22 protein-coding genes and 2 pseudogenes are annotated in these 18,863 nt (G+C 57.8%); 9 read left to right on the top strand and 15 right to left on the bottom strand.

Translation table 11 applies throughout. The features are described 5' to 3' along the window. The first annotated feature begins 170 nt into the window (after positions 1 to 170). Positions 171 to 1,727, top strand: a complete 1,557-nt coding sequence (locus ACZ89F_RS05995; protein ID WP_476090844.1) for an anti-phage dCTP deaminase — start codon at positions 171 to 173, stop codon at positions 1,725 to 1,727. Positions 1,728 to 1,958: 231 nt separating this feature from the next. Here the strand turns inward: ACZ89F_RS05995 and ACZ89F_RS05990 are convergent, their stop codons facing one another. Beyond that, entirely contained in the window at positions 1,959 to 2,225 is a 267-nt protein-coding gene (locus tag ACZ89F_RS05990; RefSeq protein ID WP_476090843.1) for a hypothetical protein, read from the bottom strand. Positions 2,226 to 2,634: 409 nt separating this feature from the next. Here ACZ89F_RS05990 and ACZ89F_RS05985 point away from each other — a divergent pair, with 409 nt between their 5' ends. The 3 genes and pseudogenes from ACZ89F_RS05985 (at position 2,635) to ACZ89F_RS05975 (ending at position 4,133) form a co-directional block, all read left to right on the top strand. Next, positions 2,635 to 3,051: a hypothetical protein gene (locus ACZ89F_RS05985; RefSeq protein WP_476090842.1), complete on the top strand. Its 417-nt coding sequence runs from the start codon at positions 2,635 to 2,637 to the stop codon at positions 3,049 to 3,051. Positions 3,052 to 3,056: 5 nt separating this feature from the next. After that, positions 3,057 to 3,224 (top strand): annotated as a pseudogene (locus tag ACZ89F_RS05980) (helix-turn-helix domain-containing protein); the annotation flags it as partial. 75 nt (positions 3,225 to 3,299) lie between these two features. Next, positions 3,300 to 4,133, top strand: a complete 834-nt coding sequence (locus ACZ89F_RS05975) for an ImmA/IrrE family metallo-endopeptidase (RefSeq protein ID WP_476097220.1) — start codon at positions 3,300 to 3,302, stop codon at positions 4,131 to 4,133. Between the two features lie 499 nt (positions 4,134 to 4,632). On the opposite strand, the gene ACZ89F_RS05970 is transcribed toward ACZ89F_RS05975, so the two are convergent. From ACZ89F_RS05970 to ACZ89F_RS05930, 9 genes and pseudogenes are all read right to left on the bottom strand, one after another. Further along, positions 4,633 to 5,142: a UPF0149 family protein gene (locus ACZ89F_RS05970; protein ID WP_476090841.1), complete on the bottom strand. Its 510-nt coding sequence runs from the start codon at positions 5,140 to 5,142 to the stop codon at positions 4,633 to 4,635. 14 nt (positions 5,143 to 5,156) lie between these two features. Then, positions 5,157 to 5,270, bottom strand: coding sequence for a transposase domain-containing protein (locus ACZ89F_RS05965; protein ID WP_476097219.1), 114 nt, complete (start codon positions 5,268 to 5,270; stop codon positions 5,157 to 5,159). Between the two features lie 36 nt (positions 5,271 to 5,306). Beyond that, positions 5,307 to 6,356: pseudogene (tnpC, locus tag ACZ89F_RS05960) on the bottom strand (IS66 family transposase); the annotation flags it as partial. Beyond that, positions 6,278 to 6,739 carry a transposase domain-containing protein gene (locus ACZ89F_RS05955; protein WP_476090840.1) on the bottom strand — a complete coding sequence of 154 codons (462 nt, stop codon included), beginning with the start codon at positions 6,737 to 6,739 and terminating at the stop codon, positions 6,278 to 6,280. The pseudogene tnpC and the gene ACZ89F_RS05955, both read right to left, overlap by 79 nt. A 71-nt stretch (positions 6,740 to 6,810) precedes the next feature. Beyond that, a complete protein-coding gene (tnpB, locus tag ACZ89F_RS05950) occupies positions 6,811 to 7,161 on the bottom strand; it encodes an IS66 family insertion sequence element accessory protein TnpB (protein WP_258117211.1) in 351 nt (116 codons plus the stop codon). Next, on the bottom strand, positions 7,158 to 7,595 hold the full coding sequence (gene tnpA / locus ACZ89F_RS05945) for an IS66-like element accessory protein TnpA (RefSeq protein ID WP_476090839.1): 438 nt from the start codon (positions 7,593 to 7,595) through the stop codon (positions 7,158 to 7,160). The genes tnpB and tnpA overlap by 4 nt, the downstream gene beginning before the upstream one ends. After that, entirely contained in the window at positions 7,534 to 7,785 is a 252-nt protein-coding gene (locus ACZ89F_RS05940) for a phage integrase central domain-containing protein (protein ID WP_476097218.1), read from the bottom strand. Before ACZ89F_RS05940 ends, tnpA begins: the two co-directional genes overlap by 62 nt. Before the next feature lie 157 nt (positions 7,786 to 7,942). Further along, the gene (locus ACZ89F_RS05935; RefSeq protein ID WP_476090838.1) at positions 7,943 to 8,146 is read right to left on the bottom strand and encodes a hypothetical protein; all 204 of its coding nucleotides are present in this window, start codon (positions 8,144 to 8,146) and stop codon (positions 7,943 to 7,945) included. Positions 8,147 to 8,422: 276 nt separating this feature from the next. Beyond that, entirely contained in the window at positions 8,423 to 8,572 is a 150-nt protein-coding gene (locus ACZ89F_RS05930) for a hypothetical protein (RefSeq protein ID WP_476090837.1), read from the bottom strand. A 544-nt stretch (positions 8,573 to 9,116) separates the two neighbouring features. Here ACZ89F_RS05930 and ACZ89F_RS05925 point away from each other — a divergent pair. The 3 genes from ACZ89F_RS05925 (at position 9,117) to ACZ89F_RS05915 (ending at position 11,307) form a co-directional block, all read left to right on the top strand. Next, a complete protein-coding gene (locus tag ACZ89F_RS05925; RefSeq protein ID WP_476090836.1) occupies positions 9,117 to 9,581 on the top strand; it encodes a hypothetical protein in 465 nt (154 codons plus the stop codon). A gap of 148 nt (positions 9,582 to 9,729) precedes the next feature. Beyond that, complete coding sequence (locus ACZ89F_RS05920; RefSeq protein ID WP_476090835.1) at positions 9,730 to 10,677, top strand: hypothetical protein; 948 nt, start codon at positions 9,730 to 9,732, stop codon at positions 10,675 to 10,677. 69 nt (positions 10,678 to 10,746) lie between these two features. After that, entirely contained in the window at positions 10,747 to 11,307 is a 561-nt protein-coding gene (locus ACZ89F_RS05915; protein WP_476090834.1) for a hypothetical protein, read from the top strand. A 636-nt stretch (positions 11,308 to 11,943) separates the two neighbouring features. On the opposite strand, the gene ACZ89F_RS05910 is transcribed toward ACZ89F_RS05915, so the two are convergent. After that, positions 11,944 to 12,892 (bottom strand): IS630 family transposase gene (locus ACZ89F_RS05910; protein WP_476090833.1). Its coding sequence is split into 2 segments (ribosomal slippage): positions 11,944 to 12,555 and positions 12,557 to 12,892, totalling 948 coding nucleotides; the frame shifts between segments, so codons are not numbered across the junction. A gap of 462 nt (positions 12,893 to 13,354) precedes the next feature. On the opposite strand from ACZ89F_RS05910, the gene ACZ89F_RS05905 reads away from it, so the two are divergent. Both ACZ89F_RS05905 and ACZ89F_RS05900 read left to right on the top strand, forming a co-directional pair. Beyond that, the gene (locus ACZ89F_RS05905) at positions 13,355 to 13,846 is read left to right on the top strand and encodes a phage integrase N-terminal SAM-like domain-containing protein (RefSeq protein WP_476090832.1); all 492 of its coding nucleotides are present in this window, start codon (positions 13,355 to 13,357) and stop codon (positions 13,844 to 13,846) included. A 290-nt stretch (positions 13,847 to 14,136) separates the two neighbouring features. Then, the gene (locus ACZ89F_RS05900) at positions 14,137 to 14,484 is read left to right on the top strand and encodes a helix-turn-helix transcriptional regulator (RefSeq protein WP_476090831.1); all 348 of its coding nucleotides are present in this window, start codon (positions 14,137 to 14,139) and stop codon (positions 14,482 to 14,484) included. On the opposite strand, the gene ACZ89F_RS05895 is transcribed toward ACZ89F_RS05900, so the two are convergent. The 4 genes from ACZ89F_RS05895 to ACZ89F_RS05880 all read right to left on the bottom strand — a co-directional run bounded on the left by ACZ89F_RS05895 (position 14,465) and on the right by ACZ89F_RS05880 (position 18,781). Then, positions 14,465 to 15,718 carry a tyrosine-type recombinase/integrase gene (locus ACZ89F_RS05895; protein ID WP_476090830.1) on the bottom strand — a complete coding sequence of 418 codons (1,254 nt, stop codon included), beginning with the start codon at positions 15,716 to 15,718 and terminating at the stop codon, positions 14,465 to 14,467. The two genes, ACZ89F_RS05900 and ACZ89F_RS05895, sit on opposite strands and share 20 nt — an antisense overlap. Before the next feature lie 316 nt (positions 15,719 to 16,034). Then, positions 16,035 to 17,597 (bottom strand): glutamine-hydrolyzing GMP synthase, encoded by a 1,563-nt coding sequence (guaA, locus tag ACZ89F_RS05890; RefSeq protein WP_476090829.1) that lies wholly within the window; start codon positions 17,595 to 17,597, stop codon positions 16,035 to 16,037. 55 nt (positions 17,598 to 17,652) lie between these two features. Continuing rightward, the gene (locus ACZ89F_RS05885) at positions 17,653 to 18,318 is read right to left on the bottom strand and encodes a 5'-methylthioadenosine/S-adenosylhomocysteine nucleosidase (protein WP_476090828.1); all 666 of its coding nucleotides are present in this window, start codon (positions 18,316 to 18,318) and stop codon (positions 17,653 to 17,655) included. A gap of 4 nt (positions 18,319 to 18,322) precedes the next feature. Further along, complete coding sequence (locus ACZ89F_RS05880; RefSeq protein ID WP_013530371.1) at positions 18,323 to 18,781, bottom strand: PaaI family thioesterase; 459 nt, start codon at positions 18,779 to 18,781, stop codon at positions 18,323 to 18,325. Positions 18,782 to 18,863 lie beyond the last annotated feature (82 nt).

Raw genomic sequence — 18,863 nt, 5'->3', positions numbered from 1 at the left:
GCGCGGCTGCCATCCGGTCGAGCGGCATTCATGACGAAACACAAGCGCTCACGTGCGTCAAGCAGTCACGGACCTGTAGTGGAAGCAGTCCACAGTTCCGGCCCATACCCAATTGCGGCTGGCCTGATTCCCGTTTACGCTCTCCATTGGCAGGGGGGCCATTTATCAACATGAGTACCGTCGCGCAGATCAAGAAAGCACCAGCAGCAGGCGCTGGCTTATTCGATGCCAAGCAGCAGATTCAATCCACCCACACGAGCGAACTAGTAATAGCGCTTTGTGGGCCTATCGGGTCGCCACTCCATAAGGTCGCCCAGGCATTCAAGGCGTCCCTGGAAACCGAGTTCGGATACGATCCATGCACAATTCTACGTCTCAGCAAAATCATCGAACAGCACGGGGGCTATGCAGCCGACAGCAATCCCTTCGACCGCACCAAAAGCCTTATCGAAAAAGGTGACCTGCTCCGGGAGAAGCACGGACCGAGTGTGCTCGCAGAATTGGCCGTGAGTGAAATAGTCCTTGAGCGGCAACGGATTAAATCCGCGTCCGGCTCTGCCGCTTTTGTCCCCCGCCGTTCTTGCCACATCATCGATTCGATAAAGAATCAGGAAGAATTGGAACTTCTGCGCCTTGTTTACGGAGACATGATTTATTTCGTTGGCGTTTATGCACCGTTGCCCGCGCGAGTGAAGTCACTTGAGCAGAACGGAATGTCTCAGGCGCAAATATATGAACTAATCGACCAAGATTCTGGGGAAGAGGTGATCCATGGTCAAACGGTGCGCGATACCTTTCCAAATGCCGATTTTTTTCTACGGATAGATGCGGATACCGATACGCAGATAAAGTCACGAGTGGAGCGCTTTCTTCACCTGATTTTGGGGACGCGGGTTATAACCCCCACCCCTTCAGAAACTGCGATGTATACAGCGGCTTCGGCGGCTGGGAACTCTGCCTGCCTCTCTCGCCAGGTCGGTGCCGCCTTGACGGATAAGAGCGGCGCGGTAATTGCCGTTGGATGGAATGACGTTCCGAAATTTGGCGGCAGCCTGTATATGACTGACCCCGTAAACGACCCGACTTCTGACAAGGACAAGCGCTGCTGGAATCTTCAGGGAGGGGTCTGCTTTAATGATGAAGAGAAGACCGCAATTTCGCATCTGCTAGTGCATGAACTTAATAAAGCCGGCGTCATAGACGATAAGAACATGGCTGTTGCCAAGCATACGATACTGAAGAATGGCAAACTGAAAAGTTTAATTGAATTCTCTCGTGCAGTTCATGCAGAGATGCATGCACTTATCAGAGCGGGGCAATTGGCGGGCGATCGGATTGAAGGCGGAAAAGCGTTTGTGACAACATATCCTTGCCATAATTGTGCGAGACACTTGGTCGCTGCTGGGATAACCGAAATTTACTACATCGAGCCCTATCGTAAAAGTTTGGCAACCAAATTGCACAATGATGCCGTTACCGAAGAAGAGTCGGATAGTGGAAGAGTCAGGATACTACCCTACGATGGCGTTGCTCCATCACGTTTCATGAAGCTCTTCAAGGTGCCTCGTGATACCCGCAAATCGGGGGGCAAGATGGTTAGAGTAGACCCGAGGCGTTCTGAACCGCGCTTCGACAAAACATTGGAAGCTCTTCCTACGCTCGAAGCGTTGGTTGTGAAGGGCCTCCGTGAGAAGCACCTGATTAAGGCGGAGGTCGACTATGCATAAGGAAGATGCTCGACAGCTTGCATTCGACTTTCAAGTCCGGGAAGTCAGCAAAAGCGGTGTGCCGGACTCCGCCTGCCAGCATGACCAGTACGTGCAGGTATCAAGATCAGCGACTGTGTACCACTTGAAACAGCACCGAGAGGCGAAGGCTGCGCACGAATCCGCGCCCCATTTCGCTGCCATTTTGAACCTAGTGGCGCATCTCGAGTAGTTGAATGCCTTGCATGTGCCTCAGGCCGCCCGTGGGCGGAGTGTCCATTCATCGGTCGTTTCTGATTTTCTCGCGCCGATTGCGAGCAGCAGCCGCCTGGTAGTCTCGACGTCACAGCCGATCCCATCAGTAAGCTGCTTAGTCGTTCTGAAGCCTTTCGGGAATCGTTTGTCCTGAAGCATTTGCTTCAGGCGTCGTTTTCGACGCCAATTATCAACCGCCGATCCCGCCGCGCCGAAAATCGCTTTCAAGAAGCCATTCGAAATTTGATCGATGCCGTCGGACATTAGAGCCCCACCGCATGTACTGGAATCCATATCACGCAATTGACGCGTACCGAAGCACTTGAATGGCCAAGGGCTATAAGCGTCTACTTGCCTGTCGGAATGGGCAAAACAGGGAAATCGCTTCATTTTGCCTTGACCGCGTCGTTTTTTCGGCTCACGAACGTGATCGAAGAAAACAACGTGAAGGCTGATTCTAATGGCTGCCGTTATCTATGAGACCGCCCGTGAGGCTGATCGCCGCCTTCGGAAGTACTTTTGGTCGGATCGAGGTCAGTGGACGGAGGTTGTAAAGGCGGCTGTAGCGGCCCGCGGTGGATGTACCGACGACTACCCAAAGTCGGCCCCCGGATTTCATGCTTGGTCAGGCGCAATAGCACGCCTCCGTCAGACCTTCCGCAGGGAAGGATGGGTGAAAGGGGACGATGGCGGGATCGAAACCATTGTCAACCATGAGCTTAAAGTACAAGTCACTATTATGAATGCCGACAAAGGGACTTCTGATCCCGCGCGTTCTCCGCGCAACCATACAATAAAAGGACCAGCCGCCGGTAAAGTTACGGACTTAAATGACCAGTTGGAAATGTTTTCTCACAAGGAAGTCGGTCCGGAGCCGAGTGGTTATCCAACTTGGTATTTGTGCATTTTTGATGACGGTAAGAACGTCCGAGCGGAGCTTTCTAGACCCGTTAGCTTTAAGTCTGGGTACTTCGAAAAATTCAGCGAGCGCATATTCATCCTAAGCGGGGATGATTGGTCGAAAATTGCCGTGGCGTCTCCGGTTGAGCCGCAGGAACCGGATTTCGATATCGCCGTTCGCCGCCGGTAGCTTTTATGTTCACGCCTAGCAGACTTAGCCTCGCTCGCCGCCGGCGAGGGTTGACCAAGAAAGGACTCGCCGAGGCGGTCGGGGTAAAGCCTAACACTGTCTTTCGGTACGAGGCTGGAGAAATAGTGCCGGGACCCGAAACGCTCCGGGTAATAGCACGAACGCTTCAGTTCCCTGTGGAATTTTTCGCAGGAAATGACATCCAAGAACCCCAAGACGGCGCTGCGAGTTTCCGCAGCATGTCAGCAATGTCCGCAGGCGAAAGAGATGCCGCGCTAGCGGCGGGCACATTATCCTTCCTTCTTTCAGATTGGGTTGATCAGCGGTTCGATTTACCCCGTGTTGACTTGGAAGATTTGGACGGCGATCCCCCCGAAATTGCGGCTCGTTCGCTGCGGGAGCGTTGGGCGCTCGGTGAGCGGCCAATCAAAAATATGGTCAACTTGTTGGAAGCGAAAGGTGTCCGCGTCTTTACTTTGGCGGAAAACACCAGGACCGTTGACGCTTTCTCCCTTTGGCGCGGCAATCGTCCGTTTGTTTTCCTTAACACGTCAAAGACGCCGGAACACAGTCGGTTTGATGCTGCTCATGAACTCGGACATCTGGTTTTGCACCGACATGGTGGACCACGTGGCCGCCGTGCTGAGGACGATGCGAATGGTTTTGCATCCGCATTCTTGATGCCGGCGGCTGATGTAATCGCGGCTATCCCACGCGTTCATACGTTGAATCAAGTTGTCGCGCTAAAGAAGCGATGGGCTGTCTCAGCAATGGCTCTTATTCACCGCCTACACCAGCTTGGAACGATGTCGAATTGGCAATACCGGATGCTTTGCATCCAGGCGACAGAACTCGGTTATCGTCGATCCGAGCCGTTTGGGATTGAACGGGAACAGTCCGTTGTTTGGCAGAAAGTTTTGACTGAACTTTGGAAAGAGAGAGTGACCAAGGCAGAGATTGCTAACGATCTTGACCTGCCAAAGGAAGAAATCGAGAACCTTTTGTTTGGCTTGGCTACAAAGCCGGGAACAGATGTTGATGGTTCGCGGCTAGCTCCATTCCAACTCCGTCTCATTTCGTGAAGGTCGATGTGTTATGTACCTGCTCCGGCGTGGGATTGCGGCGGAAATGAGCGGTATGCTTCATCGCTCATGATGCTTTTGCATAAGGTTGTGCAAGCAGTCGGCGCCATTTTTTCACGTACATATTTGGATTAACAAAAAAATAGTCACACCATTGTTGCATTAACGACGTTCAAAAAGCCTCGTGCCACGGCGATAAGCGGCACAACCTTTTTGTGCCAACGCCATTTCTGCAACTGTATCTGGATGCAGCGTTCTTTTCTGCCGTCCGCGATGCCGTCTCGCGGGCATTCTTCCAAAGCGGCCCCGTCTTTCCATTGCGAGAGTGATCTTGCGGCAGCACGTCCAACGTAAGCGGTGCGCCAAGGCACCTCCCAATATCGTCTTGTGATGCGTCTATGGTAGGTCAGCCGTTAGTCGGCGCGCCGGCGGCGATCACTCCGGGTATGGGTGACGTAGTGGAGTTCGCGGAGGGCGGGGATGACCAGGGCGATGTCTTTTACGCCTCGTGCTCGATGATGTGCGCGGTCTCGGGCCCCGGCCTGGGCTTGCCGAGGACGGGCCTGCCCTTTTTGTCAACGCAGTAGATCAGGATCGGCAGCAGCAGGCCGTGATTGGGATTGTTGAGGTCGAGTAGCCGTTTCCACCTTTTGATGTTGAGATTCATGGCCGCGTAGAACCCCTGGCACCACGGCCGGGGATCGATGCCGCCGCTGGGCTTGATGGCGAATCGGGGCGCATAATCCTGCGGTCTGTCGAACAGCGTTTCGTTGATCCGGTTGTGGATCCTGGCGACGCTGGCAAACACGGCGTGATCGGTTGCAGACCCTTTGGCCAAGACGTCGCGCGGCAACCCCATGAGCGGGCACATCCAGTCCTGCGGGTCCGCAAACCGCGGCCCGGTGATCGCTGCCGTTACGAAGCCATCCAGCGCCGACATGGTCCGCACCAGCGGGCGGTTGGTCTTGGCAGCCATCCAGGCCTCGAGCGCCTCGTCCGACAGCGCCATGTCATCGAGCGCGCTCATGCCGCCAACGGGAGCGGCATCTCTTGGCGGCGCGCCCAGTTCCAGGGCATCAGCTCGTCCCAGCGCGAGGCTGGCCAGTGGTTCTGGATGCGCTCGGTGACATCGGCCATGTAGGCTTCGGCATCGACGCCGCAGAGCTTGCAGGTCTCGATGATGCTGAGCACGACCGCTGACCGCTCTGCCGCGGCGAAGTTGCCCGAGAAAAGCCAATTGCGCCTGCCGACCGTAAATCCACGAATGGCCCGCTCCGCGATCAGGTTGTCGGGCTCGAGCTGGCCATCGTAGAGGAAGCGGTTGAACGCGCGCCATCGCCTGGTGCCGTAGGCGAAGGCCTTCGCGATATCGGCATGGCGCGACAAACCCTTGCCCTGCCGCATGAGCTGTCGTCGCAGCGCCCGGACCAGTGGTCGGGACCGCCTTCGTCGTGCGGCCAATCGCTCGGCGGGCGGGAGCCCCCGTATCTCTTCCTCGATCCGGTAGATCGCCTGGATCCCGGCCATCGCCGTCGTGCTGAGCTCGGTCGGCTGGCTGTCGTGAACGTCGAATATCTTGCGACGCAGATGGGCCAGGCAGGCAGCTTCGCGAATGGCGCCGCCCTTGTAGATCTGATTGTAGCCGCTGAAACCGTCGGCCTGGAGCGTGCCGGCAAATCCGGCGAGCTCGGTCATCACGCTCTCGCCGGCGCGGCCCATGGTGGCGCGATACCAGGCGATCGGCGGCTCCTGCGAACCCGAGTTGCGGTCGTCGGCGACGTAAACCCAGAGCGCGCCCTTGTGTGTCTTGCCGGTGCTGGGCGCCAGGATCGGAAGCCGCGTGTCGTCGGTGTGGATCTTGGTGCGGGTACGGCCGATCTCGCGAATGCGGTTGTAGATGGGATCGAGCAAGGCGGCGGCGTAGCCGGCGCTGCGCGCAAGCGTGGATCGCTCGATATCGACGCCCTTGGCGGCCATCATCTGGCCCTGACGGTAGAAGGGCAGATGATAACCCCACTTCGCCATCATGATATGGGCGAGCGCGGCATAGCTGAGCTTGCCGCGTGCAATGGCCTTGGCTGGTGCCGGCGCCTGGATGATTTTATCGCAGGTCCGGCAGCTGTACTTGGGTCGAACGGTCTCCATCACCTGCCAGGTCTGGGCGACCAGATCGAGCATCTCGTCGCTATCTTCGCCCATGGCGCGCAGATCGCCGCCGCAGCCTGGGCAACATGCGCAAGACGGCTCGCGAACGACCCGCTTGCGCGGCAGGTTCGGGTGAGCTTGCGCACCGGCAACACCCGAACCTTGTCGGTGTCAGCGACGATGGGCAGCTCGATATCGGGCACGCTCGCGGCGAAATCAGTCTCGAGATCTTCGAGTTCTAGCCGCATCTGGCCCAGCTTCTCGGACGAGCGGCCGAAGGCCTTGCGGTTGAAGCGATCAATCTGCAGCTGCAGGCGCTGGATGCGAAGTGAGGCCTCGGCGCGCTCTCTTCGCAGCTGTTCATCGCGTTCGGCGATGGTGATGTCGCGGGCAGAAACGGCCGCCTCCAGAAGGGCGATCCGAGCGAAGAAATCTGCGGTTGAGGGAGCTTGTTCCGACACCCAAAACCTATACCCGAAAGGCCCTCGTTACGGAAGCAGAATCATCACAAAATCAATAAGAAACGTCCAAATTAGCCAGCCAAACGCGGTCGATAAATCTTGCTCGGTCGGCGCCAATCGATCCCGTCCAAAAGCAGCGAAAGCTGCGCCTTGGTGAGCGACACGGTGACCTGCTCCTTGGTGGTTGGCCAGGCAAAACAACCATCGGTAAGCCGCTTGGTGAACAGGCAGAACCCCTGGTCGTCATGCGCCAGAATCTTGATGATATGGCCCTTGTGTCCACGGAAGCAGAAGATCGCGCCGGTGTGCGGGTCGAGCGCGAGAACCTGCTGCACCATCCGCGCCAGGCTGTTGATCCCGCGGCGCATATCGGTCGCGCCGCAGCACAGATAAATCCGGTCGGTCGGCACCACTGTGATCACCTGGTCAACTCCGCGATAACGATACGCAGCGCTGTCGGATCGACGGGACCGTCGATGCGCAATCGCGCACCGCTCGGAAAAACCACGACGATCCTGCCGGCCGGATGCGGGCAATCGGCAACGGGGCGTTCGACCTCGGGCAGATCGTTCACCTCGATCCGCGCGAAGGTTGCCACCGCCTGGTCGACATCGAGCTCGCCGCCGGCCATCTGCTTGCGCCAGGCATAGAGCTGCGAAGGAGCTACGCCGAACGCTTGCGCGACCTCGGTCACCGACGATCCCGCCGCGCTCGCAAGGTCGACCAACGCGCTCTTCTCGGCGCAACTCCACAGCCTCCGTTGCCGCGCGCGGCCGGGAATCGTTGCACCATCTTCAGCCGCCGCGGCGCCGCTTAACTCGGCGACCGTATCGCCCCTTGCATGTTCCAATGTCATGGCGCAAAAACTCCATGTTCATCGGCGTATTGCAAGGTGCCTTGGTGCACCGCTTACCGTCCAACACGTCATCGGTTGTGATCTCGTGCGGCGCTTTGTTGCCGATCTTCGGATAGACGTAGGTTTCGAGTGTGGCCGTCCATTGCGCCCGGTGCTTGTCGTTTTTCCAGTCGCTTTCATGCTGCGCAATTTAGTCGCGCGCGACGCGGTGCGTGGTCCTGCGCTACGCTCTGGCTTGTTCGCAGCGGCGTTCCGTGCCGCAAGCGGATCGTGACCGGCCCGGGACTTTCAGCCGCAATCCTTCCGCCTGCACTTCAAGGGCTTTCAGGCTGGCGACGGTTATCGGCTCATTTGAGTTTGACGGTTTCCAGCGTCATCAATCGGCGCTTACCGTCCGGTGCACTGTAGCGAAACGTCCATGTCGCGGAACCGGCCTTGCTGATAGATCGCGAAAACCCGTACCGATGCGACCAAAGGCCCGGCTCGGCGGCTTCAACAAGGGTTTGAATGATGCGGGGCGACAAGCCCTTTTTGGGAGTTGCGACGGTCATCTGGTGGGTGTCCTTTTTGGTTAGTCGCCACGCTAACCACTCACCAAATCCGCCTCACCATCTGATTTTTGACCCTGACCGCTCTTGATCGCTAGTGAGCGGCTAAGGTTGAGGATAATCAAAACAATAGAGGCGCTTCTGGCTGTTTGTGACGACATTTGACGCCACAAAAATACGCTCACTCCCTCCGCCACTTGTTGTCGCTATCTATTTGTTTTAACAGCTTCTATTCACGAAACTTTCGTTTATCCCTAATCCCGTCCGAAAGGACAAAATTCAGTCGCGGAGCTTTCGCCATAAAAGCGGTTTTGCCGTTTCCAAATTGAATTTCTGAGCTTGCTTTGTGCGTTCGTTGATCGAGCGCGGCGTATCCAGTTTCGACAACTCAGCCAAGATCCGGTTGGTTAAAGCTTCCGCCTCACCCACTCTCTCGCTCGGAGCCATGTTTCGGAGGAGATGCACGGCGTCTGCGATCGATTCCAGGATCGGCGTCAGCTTGTTGGCATGAAGTGATGAGTGTTTTTACCTTCGACATTCCTTCGTCTCCCCCGCTCCCCATTTTAAGCTCTCAGCCGTGAAAATCCTCGATTATTCCGCTATCAGGCGCGGGATTTGATCTCGACTAGAATAATGCCAACATACCTTCCATCGGCCTGTGTCTGCCAATCGCTCCATCTCTCTAATGCGCGCGTCTATCTCAGGAAACCTTATCTTTAGCAACCGGTTGGCACCGATCGCGCCATCTTGGTTTCCATGCTTGGGACGTATTTCATGTTCCCAGTCGCGCGTCATGGTTGGCCTGTTGGATCACTGGGATCAGTGTAGCGACGGCTGTCGCGTGTAACGCAGTGGCCAGTTGGAAAACCAACTCGCTCTTCAGCCTGCCCTAGAATACGGTCGGCCGGCAAGACGCGAATCGACTCCCCCGCCCCGCGATGCCATTCTAAGCGGGATTTAATGGAGGGGTGACATGACCGATTACAGCGATCTCTGGGATAAGGCGCAGGCGGCAAAGACCGCACGAGAGGCGCTAGCCAGGGCCAAGGCTCAGGAAAACAAAGACAAGTCCGAAAAGAATCGCGCAGACGCAACAACCTGGCTGACAGATAATATTCTGCCTGAATTAAAGTCAGCAAAGGATGGCTTGGCTGGGAAGGTGTTGGTTAATTACGAAGACGTTGAGGTTCGCGAGATAAGCGGACACGTGATTTGCAGTGTCACCTTTTTTGTCGGCGCACTGGAAAGTTCAGGACATAAGAGCCCGCGATACACGTTGGAGGTGGATGATGCCCGGCATGTCGCGACATACGCTCAGGTGCAGGGGCAAAATGGAAGTCGCGACGCTGGATTCCGGGGCACAATAGACAATTTCACAAGGCAACACTTCACATCATTCTTGAAGAAGCTGCTATCAGAAATCGCCAACGGAAGCTGATGCCGGTCTCCTCTTTGGCTCGATAGCGGCAGGGCGCTATCTCTGTGGTGGAAAACCTTTACCCTTATTGCAATGGGAGCGAGAATCCCTGAGGGTCAGGAGATGCGCGAGATGCGCTGCAATCGCTTAAGGGTGGGGTAGGCGCGTAATGATCCAGGCAAACATCCGACATGTGCTATTCTTTGACTTGGCCATGTCGCCCTATCCTTCTGATGCGGAGCCTATTCCACTTGATGAGTTGATGCCGCACCTCGAAAAGGCGTGCGATGATGGTAAGGCATTCGAAGTTATCGACAACGAGTCACGCGTGATCCGGCTTGCGGCAACAAAGCGCTTGGCTGTCGACGAGACGAGGCAAGCAATCGCTCTGCTGTTCTGTCTTGGGGACAAAAACAAAGCTGAGCCAGGGTTCACCAATTTCAGCACCGGGAAGGTACGTGTCATCAAACCCGAGCGAGGTGAAGCCGGTGGATTGTCCGTTCACGCGCTTCTTGAGCTGCAGCCCACAAAGCCCAAGGGGCACATCTACCGGATGCTATACGAAGATGTGACGGGGTTTGGCAGGAGCCTGATCGAACGTTTTCTTCGGAGCCAATTTCGCATCGTATGCGACGACCTCGACACACATTTCCTCAGAGAGGGAAAAAGTCGCATCAAAACTCGTCCGATGGTCGACATAGCTGGCCACGCATCCGATTGTCTACGGAATTCCTTAGAAAGAGGACGGCTGCTTCACATTGAACTCTTCACGCCGATTGAGAAGGATTGGGGCTTCGACGAAGGGAGATATATAAAAAACGCCCGGCAGGATATCAGCCTTTCTATCGCCAAAACGCTGCCCCATGGTGAGGGTCTCCGCTTTATCGAAAAGGTGAAGGTATGGGCAAAGAACAACGGATATGAGAGTATGAGGGTGCGTTGGCGTGAAGAGGGCGTGAAAAAGCCTCAGTCAGCGAAAGTGGAAACAGCGCGCCAGGATGCTGGCGAAGCCCTTTTCACCAAAAGTGCGGAACTATCGCTCGACAACCCCTTGCCCGACATATCCGCCGACATAAGTGAAGAACTGATCGGAAGAATGCTAAAGCAGATATCCTAGGCTATGTGGAGAGCGGCAGTCCCACTTTACTACTTGCGGATATTGCATCCGGAGAAAATCAAGTTCGACTTGATTTTGCCGCTGATCTTTTGTACTTTTTCTTGCCTCCCGCTATTTTCCGCGAAGTTCCGCTCCGACGCGATCGCTACCCTCGACATAGTTGGCACGCTTGGCAACTTTGTCGGCTTGCTAGTCGGTTTTTTTATTGCGGCGCTCGCGGCTGTTGCGACATTTGGCAGTTCCGAAATGGACGAGGAGATGCCGGGTCCAGTTGTTCTTCAGCACAATCGGAATTCAGTCCCCCACGAGGAGAAGCTCACTCGACGCCGCTTCCTGTCTTTCTTGTTTGGATATTTAGCATTTATGGCATTGGCGGTTTACGTGTACGGCATCGCCTTTACCATCGCAGAGCCTTATCTAATCCGTCCCTTTTGGCCTGAGGGGTTAGATCTGGCTTTCGGTGTGTTCTGGTTCACGTATTCGCTTATCATTTCCAACATTCTGTCGAACACATTGCTGGGATTGTTCTATCTGACGGACCGAATGCACCGCCCAAACGGAAAGGTTCGCTTTGGGAACCCTTCAGGCCGTAGAGATCAAGGAGGCAGTTCGCAGGCTCCAGCGGAATAATGTGACGCGGCAGACAAGCCGACGCACTTATTTAGCGCGTTGCTCTCCCAACGGAACCGCTTTCGCTCCCGAGGTTCAACAACTTGAGGAGATAACCCTTTCAGAGATCGCCAGCAGGGCGCTTGACGCGGCATTGCTCGAGCCCGCGCCGTATCCTTCCGGCTTCACCCATTCAATCACGATATCCCCGGGCACCAGCTTCTTCAGCTTCGAAAACCGCGTCTTTGAGCCCCGAGAAATCAGGGGCTCCATGCAGACGCCGACGGCCGACGACGCATAGATGTCGGGGTGCTCGGCCGCGTCCTTCGGTAGCCGCGGATTCTCACAGCACGCAATTCAGCGGGGAGAGCGTGCCAAAGGGAAAGTCGACCGCGACGACCTGCTTCCGTGGATCAAGAGAGTGTTGCGAGGCGACCGTCCCGGTCGCTGAGGATTACGGAGAAGCTCGGTCTCGGATCATTCGCGACGCTCGGAACCTTCCCCCTCCGCGTTATCTCGCGCAGACTTGGCTTCCCGAGGAGGTGGAGCGCTCCATGCTCCCTTTTAGCCTCTCCTGGACCATGCCGGTGGAGACAAGGCGGGCGAGAGAGCACCAGCTCGACCAGATTGGGCAGTCTCGAGTTGGACTAGAGCGTTTCACGTTTTGACGGAAGCGTATCCAGCGTTTTTGAAGTAGTTGTTGCATTCGGCTGCCCCGATGGTTTCGACGAGGTGGCCGATGTGGCGCCAAGTGTCCTCAATGGTGCGCTTTTGGGCTTGGCGCATCCAGTGTTTGATCTTGGCGAAGGCCTGCTCGATCGGGTTGAGGTCGGGGGAGTAGGGCGGCAGGTACCAAAGCCTGGCGCCGGCAGCCTTGATCATCTGCCTGATGGCGGCCGACTTATGGCTTCCCAGGTTGTCCATGACGACGATATCGCCGGGCTTCAGCACGGTGATGAGCTGCTGCTCGACATAGGCGCGGAAGCATTGGCCGTTGATTGGCCCGTCGAAGACGCAAGGTGCCGCGAGCCGATCGCAGCGCAGCGCGCCAAGGAAGGTCAATGTGCGCCAGTGGCCGTGCGGAGCCAAGCCTCGCAGCCGTTTGCCCTTCGGCCCCCAACCGCGCAGCGGAGCCATGTTGGTCTTGATCCAGGTCTCGTCGATGAAGACCAGGCACTGCGGATCGAGGCCTGCCTGCCAGGATCGCCATCGTTGGCGCCTGCGGGCAATATCGGCGCGTGCCTGCTCAAGGGCGAACAGCGTTTTTTTTGAAGCTCAGACCCTCACGGCGCAGGAACGACCACACCGCGTTGTGCGAGACCTTGACCCCGCGACCAGCCAACTCATCCTTCAGACCGTGCAGCGTCAGATGAGGTGTCTCACGTATACGCGCCTCGATGAAGGCACGGTGCGGCTCCAGCACTCTCTTGCGATGTCCACCCATCTTGCCAGGTGCTACCGAGCCGGTCGCCCGATGGCGCTGCAACAACTTCACTGCCGCCGAAACCGAAATGCCAAACCGTTTCGCGGCCGACCGGCGGCTCTCGCCGCTCAAAACCGCCGCCACCACCCGCTCGCGAAGATCATTGGAAAGGGGTCGGGTCATCAGATGCTGGCCTCCATTCCAGCCAGCATCTTGAATCACAAAACAGACAGATCTGGAATCCCCTCGATTCCGTCAAATCTGGAAACGCTCTAGGCGCATCGCTCGCGCAGCGCTGCTCCACTCAGTTTCGTCGCCGCGGGAAGCGCACCTCAAAACCGGAGAGTGATCGTCGTGCAGAAGATCGCACTTTGCATGGCGACTGCGCCCCGAAAGATGGGCGAACCAAGAACGGCTGAAAGACGCATAAAAACCTCCGGGGCCGTTCGCTCTCCAAATTTCGATGCAGGCACCCAACATGGGGTGTCCAGATCGCGCCTTTTGCGAAGGTTGGTGACCACGTGGTGAATGGCTGGAGTGGGGCCGAAGAACGAACCCGCTACGCGGGATGGGCGCGCGCGGTTAGGTAGAGGGCACTTGCCGGCCGTCGCACTCGCATTGAGCATAATCCGGCAGCGGCAGAGGATGACGGGCTTCTTCAGCAAGGAGCCTAACCATGCCCCATCCTGTTCTCAAGCTCCGATCAGCCCGTTGCGCCAGCGGCTGATCGACGATATGACCCTGCGCCGGTTCGGCAAGGAGACGCAGCGCAACTATCTCCGCGATGTCGGAAGGTTCGCCAGCTTCCTCGGCCGATCTCCGCATAGGGCCACGGCCGACGACCTGCGACGATTCCAGGTTGAACAGCAGGAGGACGGCGTTCCCGTTCCGACGATGAACAGCATCGTGTCGGCGCTGCGCTTCTTCATCACCCATACGCTCTACCGCCCGCATCTGGCGCACAGGCTCGTCCGGCTGGCGCACCCGCGCAAGCAGGTATTGACAAGGCTTCGGCTCCATCAGGTGGGATGGATTGGGCGGGCAAGCTCAGAAGCCAAGAGCTTAAATCGTCGTTGTATCCGTGTAACAAACTGTGTAACGAACAGCGCGAACAGGTCAATGTTTTCAGCGCGTTAGGTGTGAAGTCGAAAGACGCTCTCTAAGTCGAACACTCCAGCATTTGCCGGAGGAGCCAGAGACTCGAATGTCTGCGCGCCGACGGACCCTAACCCACTGACCGGAAATTTCCGACGTTCCCAAAATCAGAATGCTTGAGAACCAGGCCTGAGGTTCCGCTAGGGAATGCTCCCCTTTGATGAGGTCCGCCTGCTGGTCAAAGACGACGATGTGGTCGTAATTGAGAGCTATATCGGAATTTGGGCAGACACGCGATCATTCGCTCCCAAGGAGTCTTCCCGGTCATACACATGGTCAAATGGCAGAATCAACCGGAAAGCTACCGAAGCATACCAGAAGACCGGTCCCTCCCCGTTTTGCCGCACATTAAGGCGCGACAAGTCGTGCGAACTGTCCGCCGGTCACAATTGCGAGAAATCGTCCCCTTATCGGACACGACCATTTATGAGATGGAACAGCGTGGCGAGTTCCCACGACGCTTCAATCTGACCCCCCGCTGTGTTGTTTGGGATCTGGCGGAGGTCGAAGCCTGGGTTCAGGCAAGGCGAAACGCATCGTCTGCCGGCGCGATCGAAATTGCCCCAGGTCCAGATGTGCGGTCGCGGAAGACGAGACCTGTCAAATCGGATCGAGGATGATCGCCGCCCCGGCAGCCGGCTGGAGTACGGGCGTGTGCTTCTTGCCCGCCGCCCATGCCTCAACCATGTCCGCCCATTCCTGCAGCATATGGCGACGCTGCGGCTCATATTCAGCCTTGTTATAAACACCGCGAGAGGTACGGCTGTCTTCGTGGGCAAGGCATTTTTCGATCCAGTCGCGATTGAATCCGATCTCGTTTAGGAGTGTCGAGCCGGTCCGCCGTAGGTCGTGCACTGTAAAGGGCGCAAGCGGCAATTCTTGTTTTTTTGCGCGGTCGACAATGGCCATGGTGACCCGATTGAAGGTGGCGCGCGACATGGGTTCGTCGGCGTCATAGCGAGATGGCAGCACGTATCGCGAGTTCGCTGCGCAAGTCTTGAGCGCAATCAGGATATCGAGGGATTGGCGGGACAGGTAGACGTTATGCGGCTTTTTCCGTTTCATTCGCTCTTTGGGAATGCTCCAAACAGCATTCTCAAAATCGACCTCGTCCCACGTCGCGTCCAGCAGCTCACCCTTCCGAACCATCGTGAGCAGGATCAGCTTTAGCCCGAGCCGTATCGTCGGCAACGTTGGCACATTTTCCAACTCGTTCAGCATGATTCGGATTTCTGCGGGGGACAATGCTCGGTCTTTTGCCTCGAACGTGGCAATCGAGGCCGGTCCTACCTCGTCCGCTGGATTGGGAATCTTCTCGCCGTGCAGAATGGCATGACCATAGATCTGCTTAACAATATCCCGGACATGAATGGCTGTTGCCGGCGCGCCGCGGTCGCGCACCTTTGCGCAGAGCGCCCGCAAGTCGTCAGCTGTTATTTCTGTGAGGAGCCTTTTGTCCCAAATCGGCAAGATGTCTCGATCGAAGATGGCTTTGCGCATTGAGCGCGTGCTATCCGCCATCTTGGCCTCCTTAAACCACCCCCCGCCGGCATCGCCGAAGGTGGCCATTGCAGACAGGCGCCGCTTTTCACGCTGCTTTTCGTGCGCCGGCGATTGTCCGGCTGCCACCATTTTTCGAGCTGCAATGCAGCGGTCGCGCGCCTCTGCTAGCGAGAGGCCACCCTCACCATAGCGGCCTAGCGTGACTGTCTCTCGCCGACCATTCATTCGGTAGTCGTATCGGAACGAGATCTGCCCTGCGGGGGACACCGTGGCGTACATACCGTCACGATCAGCGACCTTGTATATTTTGTCTTTTGGTTTCAGCTTCTTAAGTGCAATGTCAGTAAGCATGGCGAGGACAATCTAAGTGCGTGGCCACATATCCAGCGCCAGATTTTACCGTCATCGATTTTACCGTCAAGGCCCGACCGTATCATCGAAAATTCAACGGCTTACCTAGAGATTAGCTAACGTACTAGGAAACAAGGTCGTGACGGTACTAGCTTCAAGGGAGGATGATGAGGGAAAGGATGCCGTCACGTCTACCGCCAAATGATTCCGCTTGTGGGCGATAGTCAGCGATAGGCAAAGAGGGGAAAACAGTTACAGTTCAAGGAGTTACATGTATGCCGCCGATAGCCACCAAATGCTGGCGAACGACCAAGCTTTATTCCCACTCGATTGTTCCCGGCGGCTTCGAAGTGACGTCGTAGACGACGCGGTTGATGCCGCGGACTTCGTTGATGATGCGGGTGGCGGCGGCGCCGAGGAATGTCATGTCGTAGTGATAGAAATCCGCCGTCATGCCGTCGACCGAGGTGACGGCGCGTAGCGCGCAGACGAACTCGTAGGTGCGGCCGTCGCCCATCACGCCGACCGTCTGCACCGGCAACAGCACGGCGAAGGCCTGCCAGATGGCGTCGTAGAGGCCGGCCTTGCGGATCTCGTCGAGATAGATGGTGTCGGCCTCGCGCAGGATCTCCAGCTTTTCGCGGGTGATGCCGCCCGGGCAGCGGATGGCGAGACCGGGGCCTGGGAACGGGTGCCGGCCGATGAAACTTTCGGGCAGGCCGAGCTCCTTGCCGAGCGCCCTCACCTCGTCCTTGAACAGTTCGCGCAGCGGCTCGACCAACTGCATGTTCATGCGCGCGGGCAGGCCGCCGACATTGTGGTGCGACTTGATCGTCACCGACGGGCCGCCGGTGAAGGAGACGCTCTCGATAACATCGGGATAGAGCGTGCCTTGCGCCAGGAAATCGGCGCCACCAAGCTTCTTGGCCTCTTCCTCGAACACCTCGATGAACAGCCGCCCGATGGTCTTGCGTTTTTTCTCGGGGTCAGACTCGCCTTCCAGCGCCGAGATGAATTTTTCGGAGGCATCGACCAGGATCAGCGGCAAATTGTAATGCTGGCGGAACATCGCCACCACACCGGCGGCCTCGTCCTTGCGCATCAGCCCGTGGTCGACAAGGATGCAGGTCAGCTGGTCGCCGACCGCTTCATGGATCAGCAGGGCCGCGACCGAGGAATCCACGCCGCCCGACAGCGCGCAGATGACCTTGCCATTGCCGACCTGCTTGCGGATCGTCTCGACCGCGTGCTCACGGTAGGCACGCATGGTCCAGTCGCCCTGGATGCCGGCGATGTTGTGGACGAAGTTCCTGAGCAGCCGGGCACCGTCCGGCGTATGCACCACCTCGGGGTGGAACATGATGCCGTACATCTTGCGCTCGATGTTGCCGAAGATGGCGAAGGGCGAGCCTTCCGACTTGCCGAACACTTCGAACCCCTTGGGCAAGGAGATGACGCGGTCGCCATGGCTCATCCACACCTGGTGCCGCTGGCCGGGTGCCCACAGGCCCTCGAACAGCGGGCTGTCCTTCTCGATCTCGACGAAGGCGCGTCCGAACTCGCGATGGTCGGAGCTTTCGGCGACACCGCCCATCTGCACGCACATGGCCATCTGGCCATAGCAGATGCCAAGCACCGGCACGCCGGCGTCGAAGACGATCTGCGGCGCGCGCGGGCTGCCGATATCGCCGGTCGACGCCGGGCCACCGGACAGGATGACAGCCTTCGGATTGATGCGCTTGAACGCCGCTTCGGCCGACTGGAACGGCACGATCTCGGAAAACACACCTGCCTCGCGGATGCGGCGGGCGATGAGCTGGGTAAACTGGCTGCCGAAATCGACAATCAGGACGGTATCGGGATGATTGGCTGTTTTCATGGCGAGCGTTTAGAGAAAGAAATGAGTCGGCGCAATGGGTTGCGAGGCCTGACCTTCAGACGGGTCTGGCATCTTTATGGGATGGTTCCGTCCGAAGCGCGCCTGAGCCGATGGCCCGTTCGAGCCGTATGACGGCGTCCGCCAGCTTCTCGTCGATGACGTGCAGGTACTCGGTCCAGTCGCCGACGTGCCTGAGATCGGCAGCACCATCGGAGATGCCACGCAGACCGATCAGGGGGATGTCGAACAACTGGCAAGCGCGCAGGCAAGCGAAGGTCTCCATGTCGACCATGTCGGCGGCGATCGCGTCATAGGCCGCGCCGGTGACGATCGCGCCACCGGTCGACAGCGTCGCCTCCCTTACATCAGGAATCCTGAACGGCAGCGGCACCGTCACCGGCAGGTCGAGAAATGGCGTGGCCCCCTTCTCGAAGCCGAGCGGCGAGGCGTCGATGTCGCGGTAGCTGACCGAAACGGCCTGGTAGATTTCCGTCTGCTCCAGCGTCCGGCTGCCGGCTGAGCCGAGCGAAACGACAAGATCCGGCAGTGCCTTCTGCGACTTCAGCCAGGAGAGTTCCGCGCCCAGCCTGACGCCGGCCTCGACCGGTCCGACGCCGGTCATCAGCGGCGTGAACAGCCGCTTGAGGTGCGGGCCGTATTCGGCCTGCGCCGCCATGACGAAAAGGACGTCCTTGCCGCCTATTCGTGCAACGTTGCCCATAGGATCACCCTTCTATGCCGTCCCGCCCGACCACCGTCATCATGGTCCCGGTCATGGTGGCGATCAGCTTGGCCTCGCCATCGGCGGCGAAGGCATAGGCCTGGCCATCGGCGACGATGATGGTGCGGCCGGGCTTGGTCACAGAGCCGCGAAATAGGAAGCGCTCGCCCCTGCCCGGCGCCAGCAGATTGACCTTGAACTCGATGGTCAGCACGCCGGAGTTTTCAGGCATCAGCGAAAAGGCGGCATAGCCGCAGGCCGAGTCCAGCGCCGTCGAAATGACGCCGGCATGGAGGAAGCCGTGCTGCTGGGTCAGTGCCGCCGAATAGGGCATCTCGATCTCGATGATGCCGGGCGTCACCAGCGTCAGTTCGGCGCCGATCGTCGCCATCGCCTTCTGGCGCGCGAAGGAGGTCCTGACGCGATCTTCATAGTCCGGGGCGGGTACGATCTTTGCTGCCATGGCCGCTGCCTTCCTTTATGCGGATAAGCTTATTGCAGAGGCATGGGCGGCAGGCAAATGCTTTTGCTGCACTGCAGCAAAA

The organism is Mesorhizobium sp. USDA 3734 (assembly GCF_056279665.1).
This window is presented reverse-complemented; position numbering and strand designations above follow the sequence as displayed.

Excerpts from the sequence above, each read along its gene's own strand:
- guaA (WP_476090829.1), bottom strand. The coding sequence starts at position 17,597 with ATGAAAACAGCCAATCATCCCGATACCGTCCTGATTGTCGATTTCGGC.
- ACZ89F_RS05935 (WP_476090838.1), bottom strand. The coding sequence starts at position 8,146 with ATGACCGTCGCAACTCCCAAAAAGGGCTTGTCGCCCCGCATCATTCAA.
- ACZ89F_RS05900 (WP_476090831.1), top strand. The coding sequence starts at position 14,137 with ATGGTCAAATGGCAGAATCAACCGGAAAGCTACCGAAGCATACCAGAA.
- ACZ89F_RS05905 (WP_476090832.1), top strand. The coding sequence starts at position 13,355 with ATGACGGGCTTCTTCAGCAAGGAGCCTAACCATGCCCCATCCTGTTCT.
- ACZ89F_RS05975 (WP_476097220.1), top strand. The coding sequence starts at position 3,300 with ATGTCCGCAGGCGAAAGAGATGCCGCGCTAGCGGCGGGCACATTATCC.
- ACZ89F_RS05995 (WP_476090844.1), top strand. The coding sequence starts at position 171 with ATGAGTACCGTCGCGCAGATCAAGAAAGCACCAGCAGCAGGCGCTGGC.
- ACZ89F_RS05970 (WP_476090841.1), bottom strand. The coding sequence starts at position 5,142 with ATGGCGCTGTCGGACGAGGCGCTCGAGGCCTGGATGGCTGCCAAGACC.
- tnpA (WP_476090839.1), bottom strand. The coding sequence starts at position 7,595 with ATGACATTGGAACATGCAAGGGGCGATACGGTCGCCGAGTTAAGCGGC.
- ACZ89F_RS05880 (WP_013530371.1), bottom strand. The coding sequence starts at position 18,781 with ATGGCAGCAAAGATCGTACCCGCCCCGGACTATGAAGATCGCGTCAGG.
- ACZ89F_RS05925 (WP_476090836.1), top strand. The coding sequence starts at position 9,117 with ATGACCGATTACAGCGATCTCTGGGATAAGGCGCAGGCGGCAAAGACC.
- ACZ89F_RS05965 (WP_476097219.1), bottom strand. The coding sequence starts at position 5,270 with ATGGCCGATGTCACCGAGCGCATCCAGAACCACTGGCCAGCCTCGCGC.
- ACZ89F_RS05895 (WP_476090830.1), bottom strand. The coding sequence starts at position 15,718 with ATGCTTACTGACATTGCACTTAAGAAGCTGAAACCAAAAGACAAAATA.
- ACZ89F_RS05990 (WP_476090843.1), bottom strand. The coding sequence starts at position 2,225 with ATGTCCGACGGCATCGATCAAATTTCGAATGGCTTCTTGAAAGCGATT.
- ACZ89F_RS05885 (WP_476090828.1), bottom strand. The coding sequence starts at position 18,318 with ATGGGCAACGTTGCACGAATAGGCGGCAAGGACGTCCTTTTCGTCATG.
- ACZ89F_RS05920 (WP_476090835.1), top strand. The coding sequence starts at position 9,730 with ATGATCCAGGCAAACATCCGACATGTGCTATTCTTTGACTTGGCCATG.